Source organism: Rhodobacter sp. SY28-1, assembly GCF_005222785.1.
In the GTDB taxonomy this organism is placed as follows: domain Bacteria; phylum Pseudomonadota; class Alphaproteobacteria; order Rhodobacterales; family Rhodobacteraceae; genus Tabrizicola.
Window position 1 is genome coordinate 357,681 of sequence record NZ_STGH01000003.1, and the last position, 21,954, is coordinate 379,634.

Sequence of the window (21,954 nt, forward strand, 5' to 3'; positions counted from 1 at the left end):
AAACGCCGATGACCATGCTGGAAACTGTCGACGGAACCGAGGTGCGCGAAGGCGTGGACCGCGAGACGATCGAGACCGTCCAGGCGATGGCCGGCAAGTACAAGTACGGCTGGGAAACCGATATCGAGATGGACTATGCCCCGAAGGGGCTGAACGAGGATATTGTCCGACTTATCTCCCAGAAGAACGGCGAGCCGGAGTGGCTGCTGGACTGGCGTCTGGACGCTTACCGGCGCTGGGTCAAGATGGAAGAGCCGCGTTGGGCGATGCTGAACTATCCCGAGATCGACTACCAGGACCAGTTCTACTACGCGACGCCGAAAAGCATGGCGAAAAAGCCGAAGTCGCTGGACGAGGTCGATCCGAAGCTGCTCGCGACCTATGCCAAGCTAGGGATTCCCTTGAAGGAACAGATGCTTCTGGCCGGAGTTGAAGGTGAAGCCGAACCGCGCAAGGTGGCGGTGGATGCGGTCTTTGACTCGGTTTCGGTGGGGACAACCTTCAAGGCAGAGCTTGCCAAGGCGGGGGTGATCTTCTGTTCGATTTCCGAGGCCGTGCGCGAGCATCCGGAGCTTGTGAAGCAGTATCTCGGCTCTGTCGTGCCGCCGACCGACAACTTCTTCGCGACCCTGAACTCCGCCGTCTTCTCCGACGGCTCCTTCGTCTACATCCCGAAGGGCGTGAAATGCCCAATGGAGCTGTCGACCTATTTCCGCATCAACGCCGAAAACACCGGCCAGTTCGAACGCACCCTGATCGTCTGCGACGAGGGCGCCTATGTCAGCTACCTGGAAGGCTGCACCGCGCCAAAGCGTGACACCAATCAGTTGCACGCTGCCGTGGTGGAAATCGTGATCCTGAAGGACGCCGAGGTGAAGTATTCCACGGTGCAGAACTGGTATCCGGGCGATGAAAACGGGGTCGGCGGGATCTACAACTTCGTCACCAAGCGCGCCGATTGCCGGGGCGACCGGGCCAAGGTGATGTGGACCCAAGTGGAAACCGGGTCGGCGATCACCTGGAAATACCCGTCCTGCATCCTGCGGGGGGATGACAGCCAGGGCGAGTTCTACTCCATCGCCATCGCCAACAACGCCCAGCAGGCCGATACCGGGACCAAGATGATCCACCTGGGCAAGCGCACCAAGTCGCGGATCGTGTCGAAGGGGATTTCGGCGGGCCGGGCGCAGAACACCTATCGGGGGCTCGTCTCGATGCACCCCAAGGCCAAGGACAGCCGGAACTACACCCAGTGTGATAGTCTTCTGATCGGCGACAAATGCGGGGCGCACACGGTGCCTTACATCGAAGTGCGCAACAATTCCTCGCGCGTGGAGCATGAAGCGACCACCTCCAAGGTGGACGACGACCAGCTGTTCTACTGCCGCTCGCGCGGGATGGACGAAGAGGAAGCCGTCGCCCTGGTGGTGAACGGCTTCTGCAAGGAGGTCCTGCAGGCCCTGCCGATGGAATTCGCAATGGAGGCGCAAAGCCTGGTCGCGATCAGTCTGGAAGGCTCGGTCGGCTGACCTGTCCATGGCCCAGGCGCGCGCACAAGCAGAACCGGAGACGGAACGGCCCGAAGTCGTGCTGGTATCTGCCATGCGCAACGAAGGGCCGTTCGTGCTGGAATGGCTGGCCTATCACCGGGTGATCGGGGTGGACCGGGTGGTCATTGTCTCTAACGGGTCAACGGATGGATCGGATGACCTGCTGGCCGCGCTGGCGGCGGCGGGCGAGATCACCTTTCTGCGCACGACGCCCGGCTATGGGGTGGCCCCGCAGGATGCCGCTGTCCAGGCCTTCGAGGCCGAGGTCGGCTATACGCCCGGCGCATGGTATCTGTGGCTCGATGCTGACGAATTCCTGAATGTCCATGTCGGGGATCGCACCGTCCACGCGTTGGTGGACCGTGTGGGCCTGGCGGATGGCCTGATGCTGAACTGGCGTTTGTTCGGATCGAATGGCAATGACAGCTTTCCAGGGCGGTACGTCTCGGAAGACTTCATTGGCGCGTCGAAACTGGGCTTCGTTGCCAATCTGGAAACAAAGCCGATGTTCCGCGCGGGGGAGAAATTCGCGGGCTTTTCCGCCAATTCCGCCGGACTGCCGCGCCTTGTCGACGGGGCTGCGGTCAAGTCCGAGGATTGCCTGGGCGGCAACGGCCGACCCCTGGACCCGAACAACCCCCGCACGGCGCCCTGGCTGGACCGTCAGACCTACACGGGCCGCACCAACCTTGCCTCGCGGCGCGAATTCGGCTGGGACCTTGCGCAGATCAACCACTATTCGGTTCGCACGCCCGACCATTTCCGGCTGAAGGCGGCCCGGGGGCGGGGCATGGTCTCGACCGGCCCGCGCCGCCCGAATGTCCGCCACACGGCCGCCTATTTCGACCGCTTCGACCGCAACGAGGCCGAGGACCGCTCGATCCTGCACTGGGAGGCAGCGGTGACGCGTGAAATCGCCCGGCTGATGGCACTGCCCGGCGTGGCCGAGGCGAAGGCCACGGTCGATGCGCTGGTCGCGGCAGCTTTGGCCGAGATCGCGACCCAGACGGCGGAACCACTGGACGAAGGGTTGCTGGAACCCGCAACAAGGGTCATGCGCGGCATGGATGCAGAGATGGAACAGGAAGCCGAGGCCCCAAGCTTCGAGCTGACCTTCGCCCCGAAAGAGCGCCGCTTTCTGGTGCGCTACTACGAGGCGGCAACGACGATCCTTGAATATGGCAGCGGCGGGTCGACTGTGCTTGCCGCCAAGCTGGGCAAGACGGTGTTCACCGTGGAAAGCGACCAGGATTGGGCCGAACGCATGGCCCATCATGTGGCCAGCATCTCGGACAAGGCGCATGTCCACTGGGCCGATGTCGGCCCGACCGGACCCTGGGGCGTGCCGATGAAGCCCCGCGAGTTCCGCAAGTTCAGCGGTTATGCGCTGTCGGTCTGGGACCGCCCGGATTTCGAACAGCCGGATCTGGTGCTGATCGACGGCCGGTTCCGCGCGTCCTGCCTGGTGGCGGTTCTGCTGCGCGCGACAAAGCCCGTTACGGTGCTGTTCGATGATTACCTGAAGCGGGGCTATTACCACGGCGTCGAACGCCTGGCCCGCAAGGAAGAAACCGTGGGCCGCATGGCCCGCTTTACCGTCACGCCCGGCGCGATCCCGCCCGAGATGGCCACGCAGGCCATCGGCTGGTTCACCGATCCGCGCTGAAGTCAAAGGACAGGAAAAATGCTGGAAATCAAGAACCTGCACGTCAAACTTGAAGAAGAGGACAAGGTGATCCTCCGCGGGGTCGACCTCAAGATCGGCGCGGGCGAGGTCCATGCGATCATGGGACCGAACGGTTCTGGCAAGTCGACGCTGTCCTATGTCCTCTCGGGTCGCGACGGCTATGAAGTGACGGAAGGCTCGGCCACCTTGGACGGCCAGGAACTGCTTGAGATGGAACCCGAGGAACGTGCCGCGGCAGGCCTGTTCCTGGCCTTCCAGTACCCGGTCGAAATCCCCGGCGTCGGCAACATGACCTTCCTGCGGACGGCGGTGAACGCCCAACGGAAGGCGCGCGGCGAGGAGGAACTGTCCGCCGGCGACTTCCTGAAGATCGTGCGCGAAAAGGCCAAGACCCTGAAGATCGACGCCGAGATGCTGAAGCGTCCCGTGAATGTGGGCTTTTCGGGCGGTGAGAAAAAGCGCAACGAAATCCTGCAGATGGCCATGCTGGAGCCGCGCATGTGCATCCTGGACGAGACCGACTCTGGCCTCGATGTTGACGCGATGAAGCTGGTGGCCGACGGGGTCAACGCGCTCCGCAGCGAGGGGCGGTCCTTCCTGGTCATCACCCACTACCAGCGGCTTCTGGACCACATCAAGCCGGACGTCGTCCACATCATGGCGGCGGGGCGGATCATCAAGACCGGCGGGCCGGAACTGGCGCTGGAGGTCGAGAACAACGGCTATGCCGACATCCTGAGCGAGGTGGGCTGATGGCACTGCCGAAGGCGAAGGAAGACGCGCTGCAGGCGCGGCTGGCGGCTCTTCCGGCTGTGGTGGGCAAGGGCTGGCTGGCGGCGGCAAGGGCCGAGGCCTTGTCGCGCGTTACCGCAATGGGCCTGCCCGCCCGGCGTGACGAATACTGGCGCTACACCGACCCCACCAGCCTGAACGCGCCGCGGGCGCCGCTGGCCCACCGCTTCGACGCCAGCGACGAGGCCGCGCCCTTCGACGGGATGGACCGGGTCAAGATCGTCTTCGTGGATGGCGGCTTCGATGCTGCCGCCTCGGACGACCTGACCCTTGCGGGGGTGAGGATCGAGCGTCTGGCAGCGGCCGCCGGCAAGGATATCCACTGGGCGCAAGGGACCTATGGCGTGCTTGAGGCCCGGGGGCAGTCGCCCGTCGCCCGCCCGCTTGCGGCGCTGAACACGGCCTTTGCAACGGATGGCGTCCTGATTCATGTCACCGGCAAGGCTGCCAAGCCGGTTTCTCTGGTTTACATCCATGAATCAGAGACTTCCGACGCGATCCTCCACCATGTCGTCAAGCTCGACCCCGGCGCAGAGCTGACGCTGCTGGAAAACGGCCCGGCTGCCGCGCGGCTGTCCAAGGTGATGGAGGTCGACATCGCCGACGGTGCCAGCTTCCACCACATCCGTCTGCAGGGCCGCGACCACGAACGGCGCGCGGTGACCCATATCTTCGCCCGGCTGGGTGCGAAGTCCGAGCTTCGGTCCTTCACGCTGACGGCCAACGGGCGGTTGACCCGGAACGAGGCGGTGGTCGAATTGACCGGCGACGAAGGCCGGGCGCATCTGGCCGGGGCCACCGTCGGGGATGGTGAGTTCCACCACGACGACACCGTCTTCATCACCCATGACGCCGTGGCCTGCGAAAGTCGCCAGGTCTTCAAGAAGGTGTTGATGAACGGCGCGACGGGGGTGTTCCAGGGCAAGATCCTGGTCAAACCCGGCGCGCAGAAGACCGACGGCTACCAGATCAGCCAGTCGCTGCTTCTGGACGACGACAGCCAGTTTCTTGCGAAGCCGGAACTGGAAATCTACGCCGACGACGTGAAGTGCAGCCACGGCTCCACCTCGGGTGCCATCGACGAGACCGCGCTCTTCTACCTGCAATCTCGGGGCGTGCCACGTCGCACGGCGCAGGCGCTTCTGGTGCTCGCCTTCCTGGCCGAAGCGATCCAGGAGATTGCCGACGAGGACATCGCCGAGGATATCCGCGCCCGTCTTGAACGCTGGCTCGCCCGGCACGGCAGCAAGGGGTAGGGCGCGGGATGAGCGTTTCGACCGATCTGGTCGCCACCTGGCGGCGTCCCCGGGAAATCCTGCGCCAGCATCTGGCGCGCGGGCGGTCCGAGCCGTTTGCCTTCTCGCTCCTCCTCGTCTTCCTCGTGCTGGCCTTTGTCGGCCAGTGGCCTGCGGCGGCGCGAGATGCCTTCATCGCCAATGAACCCTCGGCCGCGCCGCGCATCCTGGCCCGGGCGCTTGCGGTTCTGGCGACGATCCCGCTGTGGTATGGCCTCGCGGCGCTTGGGCGGCTGGTGGGCAAGGCCATGGGCGGGCAGGGGACCTGGTACAGCGCGCGGATTGCCCTTTTCTGGGCGCTGGCGGTGATCGGGCCCTTGATGCTGTTGCAGGGGCTGGTGGCCGGGATGATCGGCCCCGGGCCCGCGCTGACGCTGGTCAGTGTCCTGACGGGTGCCGCTTTCCTGTGGCTCTGGGCCACGCTTCTGCACGAGGCCGAACGCGGATGACGCTGACCGACCGCATGATTTCCTTGGCGCAGCTGACGCTGCAGGACCCGAGGGCCGCCACCCGGGCGCTGCTTTCCGAAGGCATCCCGCTGCCCGCGCGGACGGCGGGGCTTCTGCTGGTCGCGGTCCTGTCCGCGTTGCTGGCCAGCCTTCAGCTTCGGCTCAGCCCGCAGGAACTGGACCCGATGAGCGCGTTGATGCTGGGCAGCCCCTTACGCGCGGCGGTTGTGCAATGGGCCTTCCTGGCTCTGTCGGTCGTCCTGATCCACCGCGTCGGCCGCGCCTTCGGCGGCAGCGGCAGCTTTCCTGATGCGCTGCTGATCGTGGTCTGGCTGCAATGCCTGACACTGGTCCTGCAACTCTTGCAACTGGTCGTCAACATGATCTCGCCCGCCCTGGCCGGGATCATCGGCCTGGGTGGCTTTGTCCTGTTTCTCTGGCTGATGGCCAGTTTCATCGCCGAATTGCACGGCTTCCGCTCGCGCGGACTGGTGTTCGCCGGAATGGTCGTGACGGCCTTCGCGGCGGGCTTGCTCATCGGTGTGGTGGTGATCGTCCTGATCGGGCCGGAGGCCCTGATGCCCAATGTATGACGTCCGGAAAATCCGCGCCGACTTCCCGATCCTGTCACGGCAGGTGAACGGCAAGCCCTTGGTCTATCTGGACAATGGCGCCAGTGCGCAGAAGCCGCAGGTGGTCATCGACGCGGTCACCCGGGCCTATTCGCACGAATACGCGAATGTTCACCGCGGGCTGCACTATCTGTCGAACCTTGCGACCGAGAAATACGAATCCACCCGTGGGGTGATCGCCAAGTTCCTGAATGCCGGGTCCGAGGACGAGATCGTCTTCACCACCGGCACGACCGAGGCGATCAACCTCGTCTCCTACGCCTGGGCCGCGCCCCGGTTCCAGCCGGGGGATGAGATCGTCCTCTCGGTGATGGAGCATCACGCCAACATCGTCCCCTGGCATTTCCTGCGCGAACGGCAGGGGGTGGTGCTGAAATGGGTCGAGGTGGACGCGAACGGCGATCTGGACCCGCAGGCAGTGATCGACGCGATCGGGCCGAAGACGCGGCTGGTGGCGGTGACCCACATGTCGAACGTGCTGGGCACCGTGGTCGATGTTGCCGCGATCTGCCGGGCCGCGCGGGAAAAGGGCGTGCCGGTGCTGGTCGATGGCTCACAGGCCGCGGTCCACATGCCCGTCGATGTCCAGGCGCTTGGCTGCGACTTCTACGCCATCACCGGCCACAAGCTCTATGGCCCGTCAGGCTCGGGTGGGGTTTACATCCGCCGCGAGCGGCAGGCCGAGATGCGCCCCTTCCTCGGTGGCGGCGACATGATCCGCGAGGTCACGCGCGACACCGTCACCTGGAACGACCCGCCGATGAAGTTCGAGGCCGGAACCCCCGGCATCGTCCAGCAGACCGGCTTGGGCGTCGCGCTGCAATACCTGATGGACCTTGGGATGCAGAACGTGGCCACACATGAACGCAGCTTGCGCGACTATGCCCGCGCCCGGCTGGCCGGTCTCAACTGGGTGAACGTGCAGGGGAATTCCGAGACGAAGGGGGCGATCTTCTCCTTCACCATGGAGGGCGCAGCCCATGCGCATGACATCTCCACCATCCTCGACAAGCGCGGCATCGCCGTCCGCGCAGGCACCCATTGCGCCATGCCGCTGATGGAGCATTTCGGGATCAGCGCCTCGTGCCGCGCCTCGTTCGGGCTGTACAACACGACCGAGGAGGTCGATGCCCTGATCAGCGCACTGGAACTCGCGCACGAACTGTTTGCCTGAACCGGGCGCAGCCTGACGGAAATATCTGGCAGGCCCCGTTGAATCCCCCGCATCACGCCTGTATAGACCGCCTCAGGCACCCGTAGCTCAGCTGGATAGAGTGCTGCCCTCCGAAGGCAGAGGTCACAGGTTCGAATCCTGTCGGGTGCGCCAATCTCCTTGAATGCGAAAAGATATGAATGTTACCCTTGCGTCGATGCAGGGCTCGTCGGTGCACGCGGCATCCGTCCCCTGATAGCTTTCGGGCGGCTGCGGGTGCGTCAAGCGGCCCTGGTCCCGCCAGATCAAACGTAGCGGAGGGCTTGGGATGATCGGCAGCCTCATTCGCACGACGGGCCTGGCCCTGTCTCTTGCCATGCTGTCGCCCCCTGCCAGTGCGGAACAGTCTGTCGTGCTGGCCTCGGACCCAGCAAGCCTGTTCCAGGACGCGCTGTCCCGTGCGCAGGCGGGCTCGACCGACTTCCAGGTTGTGCTGGGCGAACTGTTTGAAAAGGGGATTGGCACCGAACAGAACCTGGACGAGGCCTTTCGCTGGTATTCCGAGGCAGCGATGTCAGGCCATCCCGGCGCGCAGGCGCGGCTTGGCGTCTTATTCATGGACGGCAAGGGCACGGCGCAGGACTACGGACCCGGCGTCGATCTCCTGACACGCGCGATGGAAATGGGCGAACCGCTTGCAATCGCTAGGCTCGGTCTGGCGCATGTCCATGGACATGGTGTTCCTGCGGACCCGCAGCTTGGCATGCAGATGCTGGCAAAGGCATCCGAAAAGGGAAACGGCGCGGCAGCTTATGAGCTTGCCAAGATCCACCTGTTCGGCTCTGCCGGCACGATCGACAAGTCCGAGGCGAAAAAGTGGTTCCAGATTTCGGCCAACCTTGGCTTTCCGAACGGCCAGTATGTCTATGGCCGTGACTACGTGTCCGACCCAGTGGAACGGCTTCGGCTGACCTTCCTTGCCGCTCACGGTGGACAGCGCCATGCGCAGTATGATGTCGGACAGCATTTCCTGAACCGGACCACGCCCCCCGCTGATCAGAACGAAGCGGTGAAGTGGTTCAGGCTTGCTGCGTTGAACGGCAACCAAATGGGCAATCAGGCCCTGTTCAAGCTTGGCCTGCCAGACGTGAATGGCAACATGCCAATCAATTCGACCGTACCCTCGACGGCCGTGCCCGAAGCGCAGGATGCGGACGAACTGATCGCGTTTCTCTTCGTGGCCGGGGTTTCGGCGGTCGTCCTTTCGGCCCTGAATGGCGGTGATCAATCCGCGTCGGATGCGTCCTCATACGAGGAAGAACTCTACTGCAATTACGGCGAGATCGACATGGGCGGCTACTGCGCGCCGCCGATCTGCGGCTATGGCGAGTTCAATGCGGGAGGTTTCTGCATGTCCTATCCGGACGATTGGATGGGAGGAAACTGAGGCCGGGGTCGCGAAGGGGCAGGGTGGACGCGACTGCCATCCCGGTCATCGCGTGTCGGAGGTTTGCTTCGGGTCTGGACATTCCTTTGCGGCACAAGCGATACCTCAGACCCGAACCCTAGCCCGGACCCGACTCTTGCCGCCATTGGCCCGAATAGCCGCCGGACTTGCCCTTGGAACACTGGGCGGCCTTGTGTTCTACCTCCTGAACCTGCCGCTCCCCTGGATGCTGGGCGCGCTCTTTGCCACCATGGTCGCTTCGGTCGCGGGGGCTCCGGTGCTGGGTCCGACGCGTCTGCGCCCCGCCATCGTCGCGATCATTGGTGTCCTGCTCGGCTCGCGCTTCACGCCCGGCGTTGTGGAACAGGCCGGAGAGGCGCTGGTCACGCTGGCGATCCTTGTCGTCTATCTCGGGGCCGTCACGCTGGTCGTGGTCCCCTTCTACCGCTTCGTGGGCCGACAGGACTGGACGACAGCCTATTTCGCGGGCATGCCCGGTGGTCTGTCCGAGATGATCGAGATGGGCGAGGCGCGGGGTGCCAATGTGCCCGCAATCGTGCTGGCGCATTCCCTGCGCATCGTCGTCACCATCGCGCTGATGGCCTTCCTGTTCCGGGTGGTTCTGGACCACGACGTCGGCGGTTCGGTCGCTGCGGCCGGTCCGCCTATCGGAGTGCTTGACGCCATCCTGCTTGCCGCCTCCGCCCTTCTGGGTGCGATCCTCGGCATCAAGTTGCGCCTGCCCGCGCCGACATTCCTTGGGCCATTGATCCTGTCCGCCGCCGCGCATCTGTCCGGTCTTACCGAAAGCGCCCCGCCTTCCCTGCTGGTCATCGCCGCGCAGGTGGTGCTGGGCACCATCCTTGGGTGCCGCTTTCTTGGCATTGCGCCGGTGATGCTGTGGAAGGCGGGTCTGCTCAGCCTGGGCTCGACCGTGCTGACCCTTGCGCTTGCCGTGGTGGCGGGCCTTGCGATGCGGGCCGGGGCAGGGGTCGATCTGGAGCAGGCGCTTCTTGCTCTGGCACCAGGCGGGCTGACCGAGATGGGACTGATGGCGCTTGCCATCCAGGCGGATGTGGCCTTTGTGGCGCTGCACCATGTCGTCCGCATATTGATCGTCATCGTTCTCGCGCCAGTGTTTTCACGCCTGCTTCCCGGCAGGACCTAGCCCCCGCAGACAGGTTTCTGTGCCCTTGGCTCTTGTCTACTTGCAAATGCTTCTCATTTACATTCTACTGTTTCAGAAGCTTCCGGAGGCCAAATGCTGCTGACCCGTCGACTGCTTGTGCTTGCCACCCTTCTTGTTCCGTTGCCCGCCTTCGCGCAGGAGCCGCTGAAGGTCGTCACCACTTTCACCGTGATCGCCGACATGGCTCGCAACGTCGCGGGCGAAGGGGTCGAGATCGTTTCGGTCACCAAGCCCGGGGCGGAAATCCACGGCTATGAACCGACCCCACAGGACATCGTCGGGGCGGCGGATGCCGACCTTGTGCTGTGGAACGGGCTGGGTCTGGAGCGCTGGTTCGAACAGTTCCTGACCAATCTCGGCGAGGTTCCTTCTGCCACCCTGTCCGACGGGATCGAGCCGATCTCGATCACCGGGGGCGATTATGACGGCCGCCCGAACCCGCATGCCTGGATGAGCGTCGACAACGCCCTGATCTATGTCGACAACATCCAGAAGGCGCTGGCGCAGGTCGATCCCGCCAATGCCGCGACCTATGCAGCCAATGCCGCGGCCTACAAGGCCAAGCTCTCGGCCGCGCTTGACCCCCTGAAGGCGCAGATCGCGGCACTGCCCGAACAGAGCCGTTGGCTCACGACCTGCGAGGGTGCGTTCAGCTATCTCGCCCGCGACCTTGGACTGCAGGAACTATACCTGTGGCCGATCAACGCCGATCAGCAAGGTACGCCGCGTCAGGTCCAGGCGGTGATCGACGGGGTCCGCGAACACCAAATCCCGGCAGTCTTCTGCGAAAGCACCGTGTCCTCCGCGCCGGCCGAACAGGTCGCCCGCGAAACCGGCGCGGCCTTCGGCGGGGTCCTTTATGTCGACAGTCTTTCCGCTGGCGACGGGCCGGTGCCGACCTATCTCGACCTTCTGAAAGTCACCACCGAAACCATCGCCAAGGGCCTGACCCCGGCGAACTGAGGGCATGATGCGCGACGATACGCGGGACACTTTGGCCAGCGAAGGCATCTTCGCCGAAGGCGTCACCGTCACCTACCGCAACGGGCTGACCGCGCTTACCGATGCCAGCTTTGCCATCCCGCAGGGCACGATCACCGCATTGGTGGGTGTGAACGGCGCGGGCAAGTCCACGCTGTTCAAGGCGATCATGGGCTTTGTCCCCGTCGCGCGCGGCACGATCCGGCTTCTGGGCCTGCCGGTCCGCGACGCGCTGCGGCGGAACCTCGTGGCTTACGTTCCGCAGGCCGAAGAGGTGGACTGGTCCTTCCCCGTCCTCGTCGAGGACGTGGTGATGATGGGTCGCTACGGCCATATGGGCCTCCTCCGCCGCCCCTCCGCGCAGGATCGCGCCAAGGTCGATGAGGCTCTGGCGCGGGTCGGGCTGACCGACCTTCGCCACCGCCAGATCGGCGAGTTGTCGGGCGGCCAGAAGAAGCGCGTCTTCCTCGCCCGCGCCCTGGCGCAGGAAGGGCGGATCATCCTTCTCGATGAACCCTTCACCGGCGTCGACGTGAAGACCGAGGACCAGATCATCGACCTCTTGCGCGCCTTGCGCGACGAGGGGCATGTTATGCTCGTCTCGACCCACAACCTCGGCTCGGTCCCCGATTTCTGCGACCGGACCGTGCTGGTCAAAGGGACGGTCCTGGCTTACGGCCCGACCGAGACCACTTTCACCCGCGAGAACCTGGAACGCGCCTTCGGCGGGGTCCTTCGTCACTTCACCTTGGGCGGCAGCGATCTGCACGACGATGACGATACCCGCGAGATCAGCATCCTGACCGACGACGAACGCCCCTTCGTCCAGTATGGCCGGAAGGGCGACTGATGCTTGCCCATGTCCCAAATACTCCCACCAGAGGCGCCCCGAGCTGGTTTGCGTCCCTCCCGCAAAACAGCGAGACAAAAGGCCTGCGCGCCAGCGCTCCTTTCGAAAACCGTCCCCACCCACGGGCGGCGCGCGATGCTTGAGCCCTTCGCCTACAGCTACATGACCAACGCGATGTGGGTCTCGGCCCTCGTCGGCGGCGTCTGCGGGTTTCTCTCGGCCTATCTCATGCTGAAAGGCTGGTCGCTGATCGGCGACGCGCTGTCCCATTCCGTCGTTCCCGGCGTGGCCGGGGCCTATATCTTCGGCCTCCCCTTTGCCTTGGGCGCCTTCCTCTCGGGTGGCCTCGCCGCCGCGGCCATGCTGTTTCTTTCCAGCCGCACCGGGCTCAAGACCGACACGGTGATCGGCCTCATCTTCACCTCGTTCTTCGGGCTTGGCCTGTTCCTCATCTCGGTCTACCCGACCAGCGTTTCGATCCAGACCATCATCATGGGCAACGTGCTGGCGATCTCGCCCGGCGACACGCTGCAGCTGGTCCTGATCGGAGCCATCTCGGCCGCCGTCCTTCTGGTCCTGTGGAAAGACCTGATGGTCACCTTCTTCGACGAGGCCCACGCCCGCACCATCGGCCTGCGCCCTGACCTCTTGAAGGTGATCTTCTTCACCCTCCTGTCGGCCAGCACGGTCGCGGCCATGCAGACGGTCGGGGCCTTCCTCGTCGTCGCCATGGTCGTGACCCCCGGCGCCACGGCCTACCTGCTGACCGACCGCTTTCCCCGCCTCTTGACCCTTGCCGCCACGATCGGGGCCGCGACGGGGTTTGTCGGGGCCTATCTCTCCTACTTCCTCGACGGCGCGACGGGGGGCGTCATCGTCCTTCTCCAGACCAGCCTCTTCGCGCTGGCCTTCCTTTTTGCCCCGAAACACGGGCTTCTGGCCGCCAAGCGCCGGGCGAGGGCCGCATGACCGAGGCGCTTCTCCAGCCCTTCCAGTTCCCCTTCATGCAGAACGCGTTCTGGATCGCGCTGATTATCGCGCCACCCTGCGCACTTTTGTCCTGCTTTCTGGTGCTGAAGGGCTGGGCGCTGATGGGTGACGCCGTCAGCCATGCCGTCCTGCCCGGGATCGTGCTGGCCTACATGACCGGCCTGCCGCTCCTTTTCGGAGCTTTCGCCGCCGGCCTCGGCTCGGCACTTCTGACCGGCTATCTGGCCGACAACAGCCGCATCAAGCGCGACACTGCGATGGGGGTGGTCTTCTCTGGCATGTTCGCTCTGGGCGTCGTCCTCTACACCGCCTTCCCGACTGAATGGCACCTCGACCACATCCTCTTCGGCAACATGCTGGGGGTAGGGGGGCAGGACCTGCTCACCTCGGCACTGATTGCCGGGCCGGTCACGCTGATCCTCGGCCTGAAGTGGCGCGACCTGATGCTGCACGCCTTCGACCCCGCGCAGGCGCAGGTCTCGGGCCTCAGGACCGGGCTTCTGCACTACGGGCTCTTGGCGATCCTTGCCCTGACCATCGTTGCCACGCTCACCTCGGTCGGGCTGATCCTCGCCATCGGCCTGCTGATCGCCCCGGGGGCGATCGCCTTCCTTCTGGTGCGCAGCTTTGGCGCGATGCTGGTCGTGGCCATCCTCGTCTGCCTCTTCGCCATGGTTGCCGGCGTCTACCTGTCGTTCCATCTCGACAGCGCCCCGGCCCCGACCGTGATCCTGATCCTGACCACGCTGTTCCTCATCGCCTTCCTGCGCCGCAGCCTTCTGGCCCGCCGGGCCTGATCCGGCTTTACGAAGCCGCTTCCTCCCCTTACCCATGTCCGGGCGCAGGATCGGCGAGCCATGACCCAACAGCCCACCAACATGACCCGTGCCATCGACCAGGCGCTTGCCCGGCTCCAGGCCCAGCCACCGACCCCGCAGCGGCTGGAGGCGCAGTTGCGGCAGCTGGCGAAATGGCGGTCGATCGTGCTGGCCAACACGCTTCTGGCGCAAAGCGGCGGCACCATCCCGGCAGGCCCGTTCCAGGGTCTGCGCTACGCCACCGAAGCCTCGGAGGGCGGCCGTGCGCCCCGGCTTCTGGGCGCCTACGAGGCGAGCCTGCATCAGGTCATCGAAACCGTCATCGCGCGGGCTTACCCCCAGGTCGTCGATATCGGCTGCGCCGAAGGCTATTACGCCGTGGGCCTTGCGCGACGGATGCCGGGCACCACGGTCCACGCCCGCGACAGCGACCCGCGCGCCCGCACGCTTTGTGCCGACCTCGCCAAGGCGAATGGCGTGGCGGACCGGGTGCGCATTGGGCCCGAGGTCTCCCATGCCGATCTGGCACTTTGCGCGGATGCCCCGACCTTCGTCTTCTGCGACATTGAAGGGGCGGAAGGCGCGCTGCTTGACCCCGCGCGCGCGCCCGCGCTGGTCGAGGCCGACCTCCTTGTCGAGGTTCACGAAGGCATGCGCCCGGGCCTGCTGGCCACCCTGACCGCGCGGTTTGCCCCCAGCCACCGCGTGACGCGGATCGACCGGGCGCTGCGGCCCGACCTGCTGCCGGACTGGACCGAAACCTTGTCCGACCTTGACCGCCTGCTCCTTCTCTGGGAATGGCGGGCCACGCCCACGCCCTGGCTCTGGATGGAACGCCGCTGATGACTGCGAAATCGCCTGCCGCGAACGCCGCGATCTGGTTTTCCACCGACGGCTACGACCCGGTGAAGAAGGGGATCAACGGGCGCCGCGTTGCTGGCGAAAGCTTCCTGCGCGGCTTCTTCGCCCATGCCGAGGTGACGGAATTCGTCTCGCTTGCCCATTCCCAGGCCGATCACGCGGCCTTTGCCGAATTCGCGCGGTCGGCCGGGGTCACCAAACCCCTGCGGCCAGTCCGGCTGGACGCGGCCGCCGCCATGGCCCCGGTCGAGGTCCTGCACTATCCCGCCCCGATCCCGCCGATGGAATGCTGGCGGCGCTCGGTCCATGGCGCGGCAGCCTGGGCGATCAGCGGGATCACCCATACGACGGCCACCCGCAACGTGATGCAGGCGGTCTTCGATCTGCGCTCGGCCCCGCAGATGCCGTGGGATGCGCTGATCTGCACCTCGAACGCCGTGCAGGCCTCGATGCGGCGTCTGATGGAACTGGCCGAAAGCCATCTTGCCGAACGCTATCCCGGCGCGACGCTGCCCGCCCGTCCGCTGTTGCCGGTGATCCCCCTTGGCATCACCTGCGACGCCTTCCTGCCCGATGCCGCCTTGGGTCAGGCGATGCGCGACCGGATCGGTGCCGCAGCCGGGGATGTGGTCGCCGTCACCATTGCCCGCATGACCCCGGATGAAAAGTTCGACCCGATGCCCTTGTTCCTGGCCATGGAACAGGCCGCAGCCGAGGTTCGCGCCTTTGGCGGCGGGAAGCTGCATCTCGTCTTCTGCGGCCAGTTCCGCGAGACCGGCTGGGTCGAGATCTATGCCAAGGCCGCCGCCCGCCTGATGCCGTCCTGCGGCTATCACCTCCTCGATGGGGCCAGCCCCGAGGACCGCAAGGCCACCCTGTCGGGCGGCGACATCTTCGTCTTCCCGATCGACAACCTGCAGGAAACCTTCGGCCTGGCCCCCATCGAGGCGATGGCGGCCGGCCTGCCGGTGATCGTCACCGACTGGGACGGAATGAAGGACACGGTCACACCCGACGTGGGCTTCCGCATTCCGACCGAACTGCCGCGCGCGGGGCTCTCGACCTATGTCACCCAGCGCTACATGGGCGGCACCGATTCCTATGTGCAATACGTCAGCCAGATGTCGGCAATGACCAGCTTTGACGTGGGCGCCTTTGCCCGGGCACTGGTGACGCTGGCCACCGATGCCGATCTGCGGGCGCAGATGGGCGCGATGGGGCAGGCACGGGCGCGGGCGCTTTATGACTGGAAACAGGTGATCCCGCAGTTCCAGGCGCTCTGGGCCGAACAGGTCGCGATGCTTGGCCATGCGCGCAGAACCGGCGGTCCCGCGGTCGCGCCGCGCGATCCCGCGCTGGTCCCGGTCGGCCCGGCGGTGGAAGAGATGTTCGCGGCCTATCCCACCACCCGCGCCCCTGCGACCCGTCGCCTGCGTGCGGTGGCCACCGGCAGCCGCCCCGGCCCGCGCGAAACCTTCGATTTGCGCAACTACGCCTCGCGTCGCCGCCTGCTGGACGACCCGGCCCGGATCGAGGCGGTCCTCAAGGCCATCGCTGCCGCCGGACCGAACGGCGCGACCGAGGCCGAGATTGCCGCAACCCTGCGCTATCCTGTCGCCTCCGTCGCCCGCGCTGTGCTTTGGCTGCTGAAATACAACTTCCTGGTGGAGATCCCATGACCCCCCGTTCGATCCTGATCACCGGCGCAGGCGCTGGCATCGGCCGCGCCACCGCGCGCGCCTTCATCGAGGCCGGCTGGGAGGTCAGCCTTCTGGGCCGCCGCCGCGCGGCGCTGGAGGAGACCGCCGCAGGCGCCCCGGTCCGCATCCTCACCGCCGATGTCGGCGACCCGGCCGAGGTCGAGGCCGCCTTTGCCGAACTGCCGCGGCTGGATGTCCTGTTCAACAACGCGGGCATCTCGGCCCCCGGTGCCCCCATCGACGAAATCCCGGTCGAGACCTGGCTGGAGGTCAGCCGCACCAACATCACCGGCATGTTCCTTTGCGCTCGCGCCGCCTTCGGCCTGATGCGCCGGCAGGCCCCGCGAGGCGGGCGGATCATCAACAACGGCTCGATCTCGGCCCATGTCCCGCGCCCTGGATCGGTGCCCTACACGATGTCGAAACACGCAGTCACCGGCCTGACCCGCACCCTCGGCCTTGACGGTCGCGCCTACGACATCGCCTGCGCGCAGATCGACATCGGCAATGCGCTGACCGACATGGCAGCGAAATTCCAGACCGGCGTGCCCCAGGCCGACGGCAGCATCCGGGTGGAACCGGTGATGGATGTGGATCATGTGGCAGCGATGGTCCTGCACATGGCCAGCCTGCCGTTGGAGGTGAACACCCCCTTCGTGACGATCATGGCGCGGGACATGCCCTATATCGGGCGCGGCTAAGCGGCTTCGGAAAACAGCTTGGGCAGGCAGGACAACAGCCCTACCGTGCGCTGGTCGCGGATCGCGTAATAGATCGCCTTGCCTGCGCGGCGGGTCGTGACCAGACCTTCCAGCCGCAGCCGCGCCAGTTGCTGGCTGACCGCCGCCTGGCGCTGCCCGATCAGCGCTTCCAGCTCGCTCACCGACTTCTCGCCCTCGGCCAGATGGCACAGAATCAGCAGCCGGCCTTCGTGGCTCAGTGCCTTCATCAGCGCCGCCGCCGGCTCGGCATGATCCGCCAGCGCCGTCGCCAGCGACCGTCCGCCGTCGTGCAGCCCGGTTGCGAAGTCACGCCCCCCATCCAAAGCAGCAGAGTCACTCCGATCCAGGGACATCGCGCATCCTCACACAACCAAACATTGCAAAACGATAGCATGATTATCGCGTAGTCACGACTGCCCCTTGCCGATGATTTTTGCTCCGGGCAAGGTTCCGCCTAAGACCGGGAAAGTCCGCCGACGGCCTGTTCCCGCACCGCCCCACGCAAAGGACCCAAGGATGCTCCGCCCGTCTGCCTTCACCGCCCCCGGCCGCTTCTGGCGCGGCAACCTGCACACCCATTCCACCAATTCCGACGGGGTCCTGCCGCCCGAAGAAGTCTGCCGCCGCTACAAGGCCGAGGGTTATGATTTCCTGGCGCTGACCGACCACTTCATCGGCATCTACGGCTATCCGATGACCGACACGCGCCCCTACCGCGACGCGGGCTTCACCACCCTCATCGGGGCCGAACTGCACTCGGGCGCGCAATCGAATGGCGAGCTTTGGCACATCCTCGCCGTCGGCCTGCCGCATGACTTCGCCCCCCCCACGACCACCAGCTTCATCGCCGAACCGGGGCAGGAGACCGGGCCGGACATCGCCGCCCGCGCCGTCGCCGCCGGGGCCTTCGTCGCCATCGCCCATCCGCAATGGTCCGGCCTGACGCTGGCTGACGCGCGGACCATCGATGCGGCCCATGCCGTGGAAATCTACAATCACGGCTGCGCCACCGGCTGTGACCGGCCGGACGGGGCGGGTATTGCCGACCTGTTGCTGACCGAAGGCCGCAAACTAAGCCTGATCGCCACCGACGACGCACATTTCTCGGAGCCCGACCATTTCGGCGGCTGGGTCATGGTGAAAGCCACCGAGAACACGCCCGAGGCGCTGCTTGCCGCGCTGAAACGGGGGGATTTCTATTCGTCGCAGGGGCCAGAGATTCGCGATGTCAGGATCGAGGGGGAAACGGCCATCGTCGAATGCTCCGCCGCGGCGTCGGTCGTGGCGATGGGCTGGGGCACCGGCGCCAAGGGGGTGCACGGCCATTCGATGACCCGCGCCGAAGTGCCGCTGGACCGCCTGCTTGGCAGTCCCTGGATCAGGATTTCCGTGATCGACGCCGCCGGAAAGCGGGCGTGGTCGAACCCGATCTGGCGCGAGGCCGGGAAGAACCCGCGCATCCTGTAGCCCGGCACCGATCCCGGCGCCAAGGCATCCTCATGTGCCCCGGACGGGGCAGGGCGCAAGGCCCGGTTCAGGCGGCCTTGCGCGCGTAGAACAGCGGAACGGTCTTTTTCGACTGGTCGATCCGCAGGTTGCCAAACCGCTCCAGCGTCGGGTCTTCCGTGCGTTGCATCGCCCGTACGCACCAGGCCAGCAAAAGTCTTGAACGGGTCATCGGACTCTCCCTTTCCGTGTTGCCGTAGCGAGTATTGATACTCCACAGGTTGTGCGTCAAAGGACCATTTCATGGTCTTTCCAAGATACCTGATGGCGAGAATGAGGAATGAGGCCGGCCCCGCGACGGTTAACCAGATCCCATCCGGTTGTCGCCTTCTGGTTGTCAAACCCAATGGCCCGCGCCCCGATCAGTCCTTGCACCCGCTTTCGCTGCGGCCCAGACTGGTCCCCAGCCAAGGATCATCCGATGCCCGACCGCGCCATGATCACTCAGCCGCAGGCATATTTCGACCAGGGCTGCGGCCGCTGCGACCGCTTTGCCACGCCCGACTGCTCGACGCGGGCCTGGCTCAAGGGTCTCCTCACCCTTCGCCGCATCTGCCGCGACGCCGGTCTGACCGAAGTCGCGAAATGGGGCCATCCCTGCTACATGCACGCGGGCCGCAACATCGCGATCATGGGCGCCTTCCGCGGTGATTACCGGCTGACCTTCATGAATGCAGCGCTCTTGAAGGACTCCGAAGGCCTGTTGGAAAGGCAGGGCCCCAACACGAAGCAGCCCGACTGCATCCGCTTTACTGATACCGACGCCCCGACGCGCCTTGAACCCGCTATCCGGGCCTATCTGGCCGAGGCGATGGCTTACGCCGACCAAGGCCTTCTGCCGCCGAAAGAGCCGAACGATGTCCCGCTCCCCGATGAACTTGTCGAGGCCTTGGACGGCGACCCCGACCTGGCCGAGGCCTTCGCCGCCCTTACCCCCGGACGACAGAAAAGCTGGGCCTTCCAGATTGGCTCGGCGAAGACCGCCGCGACCCGCGTTTCGCGCATCGAAAAGGGCCGCGCGAAGATCATGGCCGGGGAGGGCGCGACCGACCGCTGAAGACCCGCGCCTCGCTGCGCCTCTGTGCCCACCAGGGTTCGGCGTGCGACAGGAACAGCTCGGCGCAGAGGGCAGCGATCTCATCGGGTGTCTGGGCCGCGGAACGGCGCAGGACGGCGATCTCGGGGTCGTAGACAAACCATCGGTCGCCCTGGATGGCACCAAGCCGGACCCATCCCCTGGTCTGATGGAACCGCAGCTTGTCAGGAGCGACCTTCGGCAGAAGAAGCGACGTCCACCAGCGGCGGTCGGCCTGCCCCAGGTTTACGCAGAAGCAGCCCCCCTCGCGCCCGAACTGAAAGGTCACGAGGTCCACGAAACCCGCATCCTCACGGTAGAAATGCGGGAAGGTTCCCTGAAACCCCATGTCCCGCAAGACCGGCACGCAGGACCGCTTCAGGACCGCAATCATTTCCGCCCGGTCGGTCATCGCATGTCTGCCCCTGCCTTGCCTGCGGCAGAATTAACACCACCTGAAGGTCCGCGGGCAAGTCATTGATATTGCTGGTCAGGGCAAGTTGACCACGCGTGGACAGGTCCTAGTTCCCCAGGATCCGCGGGAGACGCAGCCCGTGCTCCTTGGCGCAGGCGATGGCCGTCTCGTACCCCGCATCGGCATGCCGCCAGACGCCCGAGGCCGGGTCGTTCCACAGCACCCTTTCCAGCCGTTTCGCCGCCTCCGGCGTCCCGTCCGCCAGGATCACCACGCCCGCGTGCTGGCTGAACCCCATGCCAACCCCGCCGCCGTGATGGAGGGAAACCCAGGTCGCCCCCGAGGCCGTGTTGACCAGCGCATTCAGAAGCGGCCAATCAGACACCGCGTCCGACCCGTCCCGCATCGCCTCGGTCTCCCGGTTCGGCGAGGCGACCGACCCCGAATCCAGATGATCCCGCCCGATCACGATGGGCGCCTTCAATTCGCCCGAGGCGACCATCTCGTTGAACATCAGCCCCGCTTGGTGCCGGTCCCCCAGACCGATCCAGCAGATGCGGGCCGGAAGTCCCTGGAACGCGATCCGCTCCCCCGCCATGTCCAGCCAGCGGTGCAGGTGAGCGTTGTCCGGAAACAGCCGCTTCATCGCCGCGTCGGTCTTCCTGATATCCTCCGGATCGCCCGACAGCGCCACCCAGCGGAATGGCCCGATCCCCTTGCAGAAAAGCGGGCGGATATAGGCCGGGACAAAGCCCGGGAAGGCGAAGGCGTTCTCGAACCCTTCCTCCTTCGCGACCTGCCGGATGTTGTTGCCATAATCCAGCGTCGGCACGCCCGCGTTCCAGAACCCCACCATCGCCTCGACATGCGCCCGCATCGAGTGGCGCGCAGCCGCCTCCACTGAAGCCGGGTCGGTCTCCTGCTTCGCCCGCCACTCCGCGACCGCCCAGCCCGAAGGGCAATACCCGTGCAACGGGTCATGCGCCGAGGTCTGGTCGGTCACGATATCCGGCCGCACTCCGCCCGCCTTCATCCGGGCCAGCAGCTCCGGGAACACCTCCGCCGCGTTGCCCAGCAGGCCCACCGACTTTGCTTCGCCCGCCTTTGTCCACTGGTCGATCAGCGCAAGCGCCTCGTCCAGCGTCTTCGCCTTGGCGTCGAGGTAGCGGGTGCGGATGCGGAAATCGATCCGCGTCTCGTCGACCTCGACCGCCAGACAACAGGCCCCAGCCATGACCGCGGCCAAAGGCTGCGCGCCGCCCATCCCGCCAAGGCCACCGGTCAGGATCCACTTGCCCTTGAGGTTGCCGCCATAGTGCTGGCGTCCGGCCTCGGCGAAGGTCTCGTAGGTTCCCTGAACAATGCCTTGAGTTCCAATGTAAATCCAGGACCCGGCGGTCATCTGGCCGTACATCATCAGGCCCTTCTTGTCCAACTCGTTGAAATGCGCCCAGGTCGCCCAGTGCGGCACGAGGTTGGAATTGGCGATCAGAACCCGCGGCGCGTCCGCATGGGTTCGCACGATGGCAATGGGCTTGCCGGACTGCACGACCAGCGTCTCGTCCGCCTCCAGGTCCTTCAGCCCTGCGACAATGCGGTCGAAATCCTCCCAGGTCCGCGCGGCACGGCCGATGCCACCGTAGACCACCAGCTCATGCGGGTTCTCCGCCACGTCGGGATGCAGGTTGTTCATCAGCATCCGCATCGCGGCCTCACCGGCCCAGGTCTTGGCGGTCTTCTCCGGGCCGGTCGGCGGGTAAATGTCGCGCAGGTTGTGGCGGGGGTTCGTCATCTTTGGCTCCATCGCGGGGTGGGAGACCCCGGGGGCGCGTCGCCCCCCGG

The 21,954-nt window shown here is 65.6% G+C and carries 22 protein-coding genes and 1 tRNA gene; 19 read left to right on the plus strand and 4 right to left on the minus strand.

The annotated features are described in order from the left end of the window. Window positions 1-14: 14 nt before the first annotated feature. The 17 genes from sufB to E8M84_RS15980 all read left to right on the plus strand — a co-directional run bounded on the left by sufB (window position 15) and on the right by E8M84_RS15980 (window position 17,095). Window positions 15-1,529 carry a Fe-S cluster assembly protein SufB gene (gene sufB / locus E8M84_RS15900; protein ID WP_394347439.1) on the plus strand — a complete coding sequence of 505 codons (1,515 nt, stop codon included), beginning with the start codon at window positions 15-17 and terminating at the stop codon, window positions 1,527-1,529. A 7-nt stretch (window positions 1,530-1,536) separates the two neighbouring features. Further along, complete coding sequence (locus E8M84_RS15905) at window positions 1,537-3,216, plus strand: glycosyltransferase family 2 protein (RefSeq protein WP_137112193.1); 1,680 nt, start codon at window positions 1,537-1,539, stop codon at window positions 3,214-3,216. 18 nt (window positions 3,217-3,234) lie between these two features. After that, the gene (sufC, locus tag E8M84_RS15910; RefSeq protein ID WP_137112194.1) at window positions 3,235-3,990 is read left to right on the plus strand and encodes a Fe-S cluster assembly ATPase SufC; all 756 of its coding nucleotides are present in this window, start codon (window positions 3,235-3,237) and stop codon (window positions 3,988-3,990) included. Next, window positions 3,990-5,285, plus strand: a complete 1,296-nt coding sequence (gene sufD / locus E8M84_RS15915) for a Fe-S cluster assembly protein SufD (protein ID WP_137112195.1) — start codon at window positions 3,990-3,992, stop codon at window positions 5,283-5,285. The genes sufC and sufD overlap by 1 nt, the downstream gene beginning before the upstream one ends. Before the next feature lie 8 nt (window positions 5,286-5,293). Further along, the gene (locus E8M84_RS15920; RefSeq protein ID WP_137112196.1) at window positions 5,294-5,773 is read left to right on the plus strand and encodes a YIP1 family protein; all 480 of its coding nucleotides are present in this window, start codon (window positions 5,294-5,296) and stop codon (window positions 5,771-5,773) included. Continuing rightward, complete coding sequence (locus tag E8M84_RS15925) at window positions 5,770-6,366, plus strand: YIP1 family protein (protein WP_137112197.1); 597 nt, start codon at window positions 5,770-5,772, stop codon at window positions 6,364-6,366. The genes E8M84_RS15920 and E8M84_RS15925 overlap by 4 nt, the downstream gene beginning before the upstream one ends. Further along, entirely contained in the window at window positions 6,359-7,579 is a 1,221-nt protein-coding gene (locus E8M84_RS15930) for a cysteine desulfurase (RefSeq protein ID WP_137112198.1), read from the plus strand. The genes E8M84_RS15925 and E8M84_RS15930 overlap by 8 nt, the downstream gene beginning before the upstream one ends. Window positions 7,580-7,655: 76 nt before the next feature. Continuing rightward, window positions 7,656-7,732 (plus strand) — tRNA-Arg (locus tag E8M84_RS15935). Window positions 7,733-7,886: 154 nt separating this feature from the next. Then, window positions 7,887-9,005: a tetratricopeptide repeat protein gene (locus E8M84_RS15940; RefSeq protein ID WP_137112199.1), complete on the plus strand. Its 1,119-nt coding sequence runs from the start codon at window positions 7,887-7,889 to the stop codon at window positions 9,003-9,005. Next, window positions 8,953-10,173: an AbrB family transcriptional regulator gene (locus E8M84_RS15945; RefSeq protein WP_137112200.1), complete on the plus strand. Its 1,221-nt coding sequence runs from the start codon at window positions 8,953-8,955 to the stop codon at window positions 10,171-10,173. The genes E8M84_RS15940 and E8M84_RS15945 overlap by 53 nt, the downstream gene beginning before the upstream one ends. 93 nt (window positions 10,174-10,266) lie before the next feature. Continuing rightward, window positions 10,267-11,157 carry a metal ABC transporter substrate-binding protein gene (locus tag E8M84_RS15950; protein ID WP_137112201.1) on the plus strand — a complete coding sequence of 297 codons (891 nt, stop codon included), beginning with the start codon at window positions 10,267-10,269 and terminating at the stop codon, window positions 11,155-11,157. 7 nt (window positions 11,158-11,164) lie between these two features. Beyond that, entirely contained in the window at window positions 11,165-12,025 is an 861-nt protein-coding gene (locus E8M84_RS15955) for a manganese/iron ABC transporter ATP-binding protein (protein ID WP_170971967.1), read from the plus strand. A gap of 135 nt (window positions 12,026-12,160) precedes the next feature. Beyond that, window positions 12,161-12,994: a metal ABC transporter permease gene (locus E8M84_RS15960; protein WP_137112203.1), complete on the plus strand. Its 834-nt coding sequence runs from the start codon at window positions 12,161-12,163 to the stop codon at window positions 12,992-12,994. Continuing rightward, complete coding sequence (locus tag E8M84_RS15965) at window positions 12,991-13,812, plus strand: metal ABC transporter permease (protein ID WP_137112204.1); 822 nt, start codon at window positions 12,991-12,993, stop codon at window positions 13,810-13,812. The genes E8M84_RS15960 and E8M84_RS15965 overlap by 4 nt, the downstream gene beginning before the upstream one ends. 60 nt (window positions 13,813-13,872) lie before the next feature. Further along, window positions 13,873-14,676 (plus strand): class I SAM-dependent methyltransferase, encoded by an 804-nt coding sequence (locus E8M84_RS15970; protein WP_137112205.1) that lies wholly within the window; start codon window positions 13,873-13,875, stop codon window positions 14,674-14,676. Further along, window positions 14,631-16,373: a glycosyltransferase family 4 protein gene (locus E8M84_RS15975; RefSeq protein ID WP_137112206.1), complete on the plus strand. Its 1,743-nt coding sequence runs from the start codon at window positions 14,631-14,633 to the stop codon at window positions 16,371-16,373. Before E8M84_RS15970 ends, E8M84_RS15975 begins: the two co-directional genes overlap by 46 nt. Next, window positions 16,370-17,095, plus strand: a complete 726-nt coding sequence (locus tag E8M84_RS15980) for an SDR family oxidoreductase (RefSeq protein ID WP_137112207.1) — start codon at window positions 16,370-16,372, stop codon at window positions 17,093-17,095. The genes E8M84_RS15975 and E8M84_RS15980 overlap by 4 nt, the downstream gene beginning before the upstream one ends. Here E8M84_RS15980 and E8M84_RS15985 read toward each other — a convergent pair. After that, on the minus strand, window positions 17,092-17,469 hold the full coding sequence (locus E8M84_RS15985) for a helix-turn-helix transcriptional regulator (protein WP_137112208.1): 378 nt from the start codon (window positions 17,467-17,469) through the stop codon (window positions 17,092-17,094). The two genes, E8M84_RS15980 and E8M84_RS15985, sit on opposite strands and share 4 nt — an antisense overlap. 163 nt (window positions 17,470-17,632) lie before the next feature. On the opposite strand from E8M84_RS15985, the gene E8M84_RS15990 reads away from it, so the two are divergent. Then, window positions 17,633-18,583, plus strand: a complete 951-nt coding sequence (locus E8M84_RS15990; RefSeq protein ID WP_137112209.1) for a PHP domain-containing protein — start codon at window positions 17,633-17,635, stop codon at window positions 18,581-18,583. Between the two features lie 67 nt (window positions 18,584-18,650). Here the strand turns inward: E8M84_RS15990 and E8M84_RS21540 are convergent, their stop codons facing one another. Further along, entirely contained in the window at window positions 18,651-18,794 is a 144-nt protein-coding gene (locus E8M84_RS21540) for a hypothetical protein (RefSeq protein WP_170971968.1), read from the minus strand. A gap of 249 nt (window positions 18,795-19,043) precedes the next feature. On the opposite strand from E8M84_RS21540, the gene E8M84_RS15995 reads away from it, so the two are divergent. Then, window positions 19,044-19,679, plus strand: a complete 636-nt coding sequence (locus E8M84_RS15995) for a YdeI family protein (protein ID WP_240790421.1) — start codon at window positions 19,044-19,046, stop codon at window positions 19,677-19,679. Here E8M84_RS15995 and E8M84_RS16000 read toward each other — a convergent pair. Beyond that, complete coding sequence (locus E8M84_RS16000) at window positions 19,648-20,109, minus strand: DUF4304 domain-containing protein (RefSeq protein WP_137112210.1); 462 nt, start codon at window positions 20,107-20,109, stop codon at window positions 19,648-19,650. The genes E8M84_RS15995 and E8M84_RS16000 overlap by 32 nt on opposite strands. A 109-nt stretch (window positions 20,110-20,218) precedes the next feature. Continuing rightward, a complete protein-coding gene (gene hutU / locus E8M84_RS16005) occupies window positions 20,219-21,904 on the minus strand; it encodes a urocanate hydratase (RefSeq protein WP_137112211.1) in 1,686 nt (561 codons plus the stop codon). Between the last annotated feature and the right edge of the window lie 50 nt (window positions 21,905-21,954).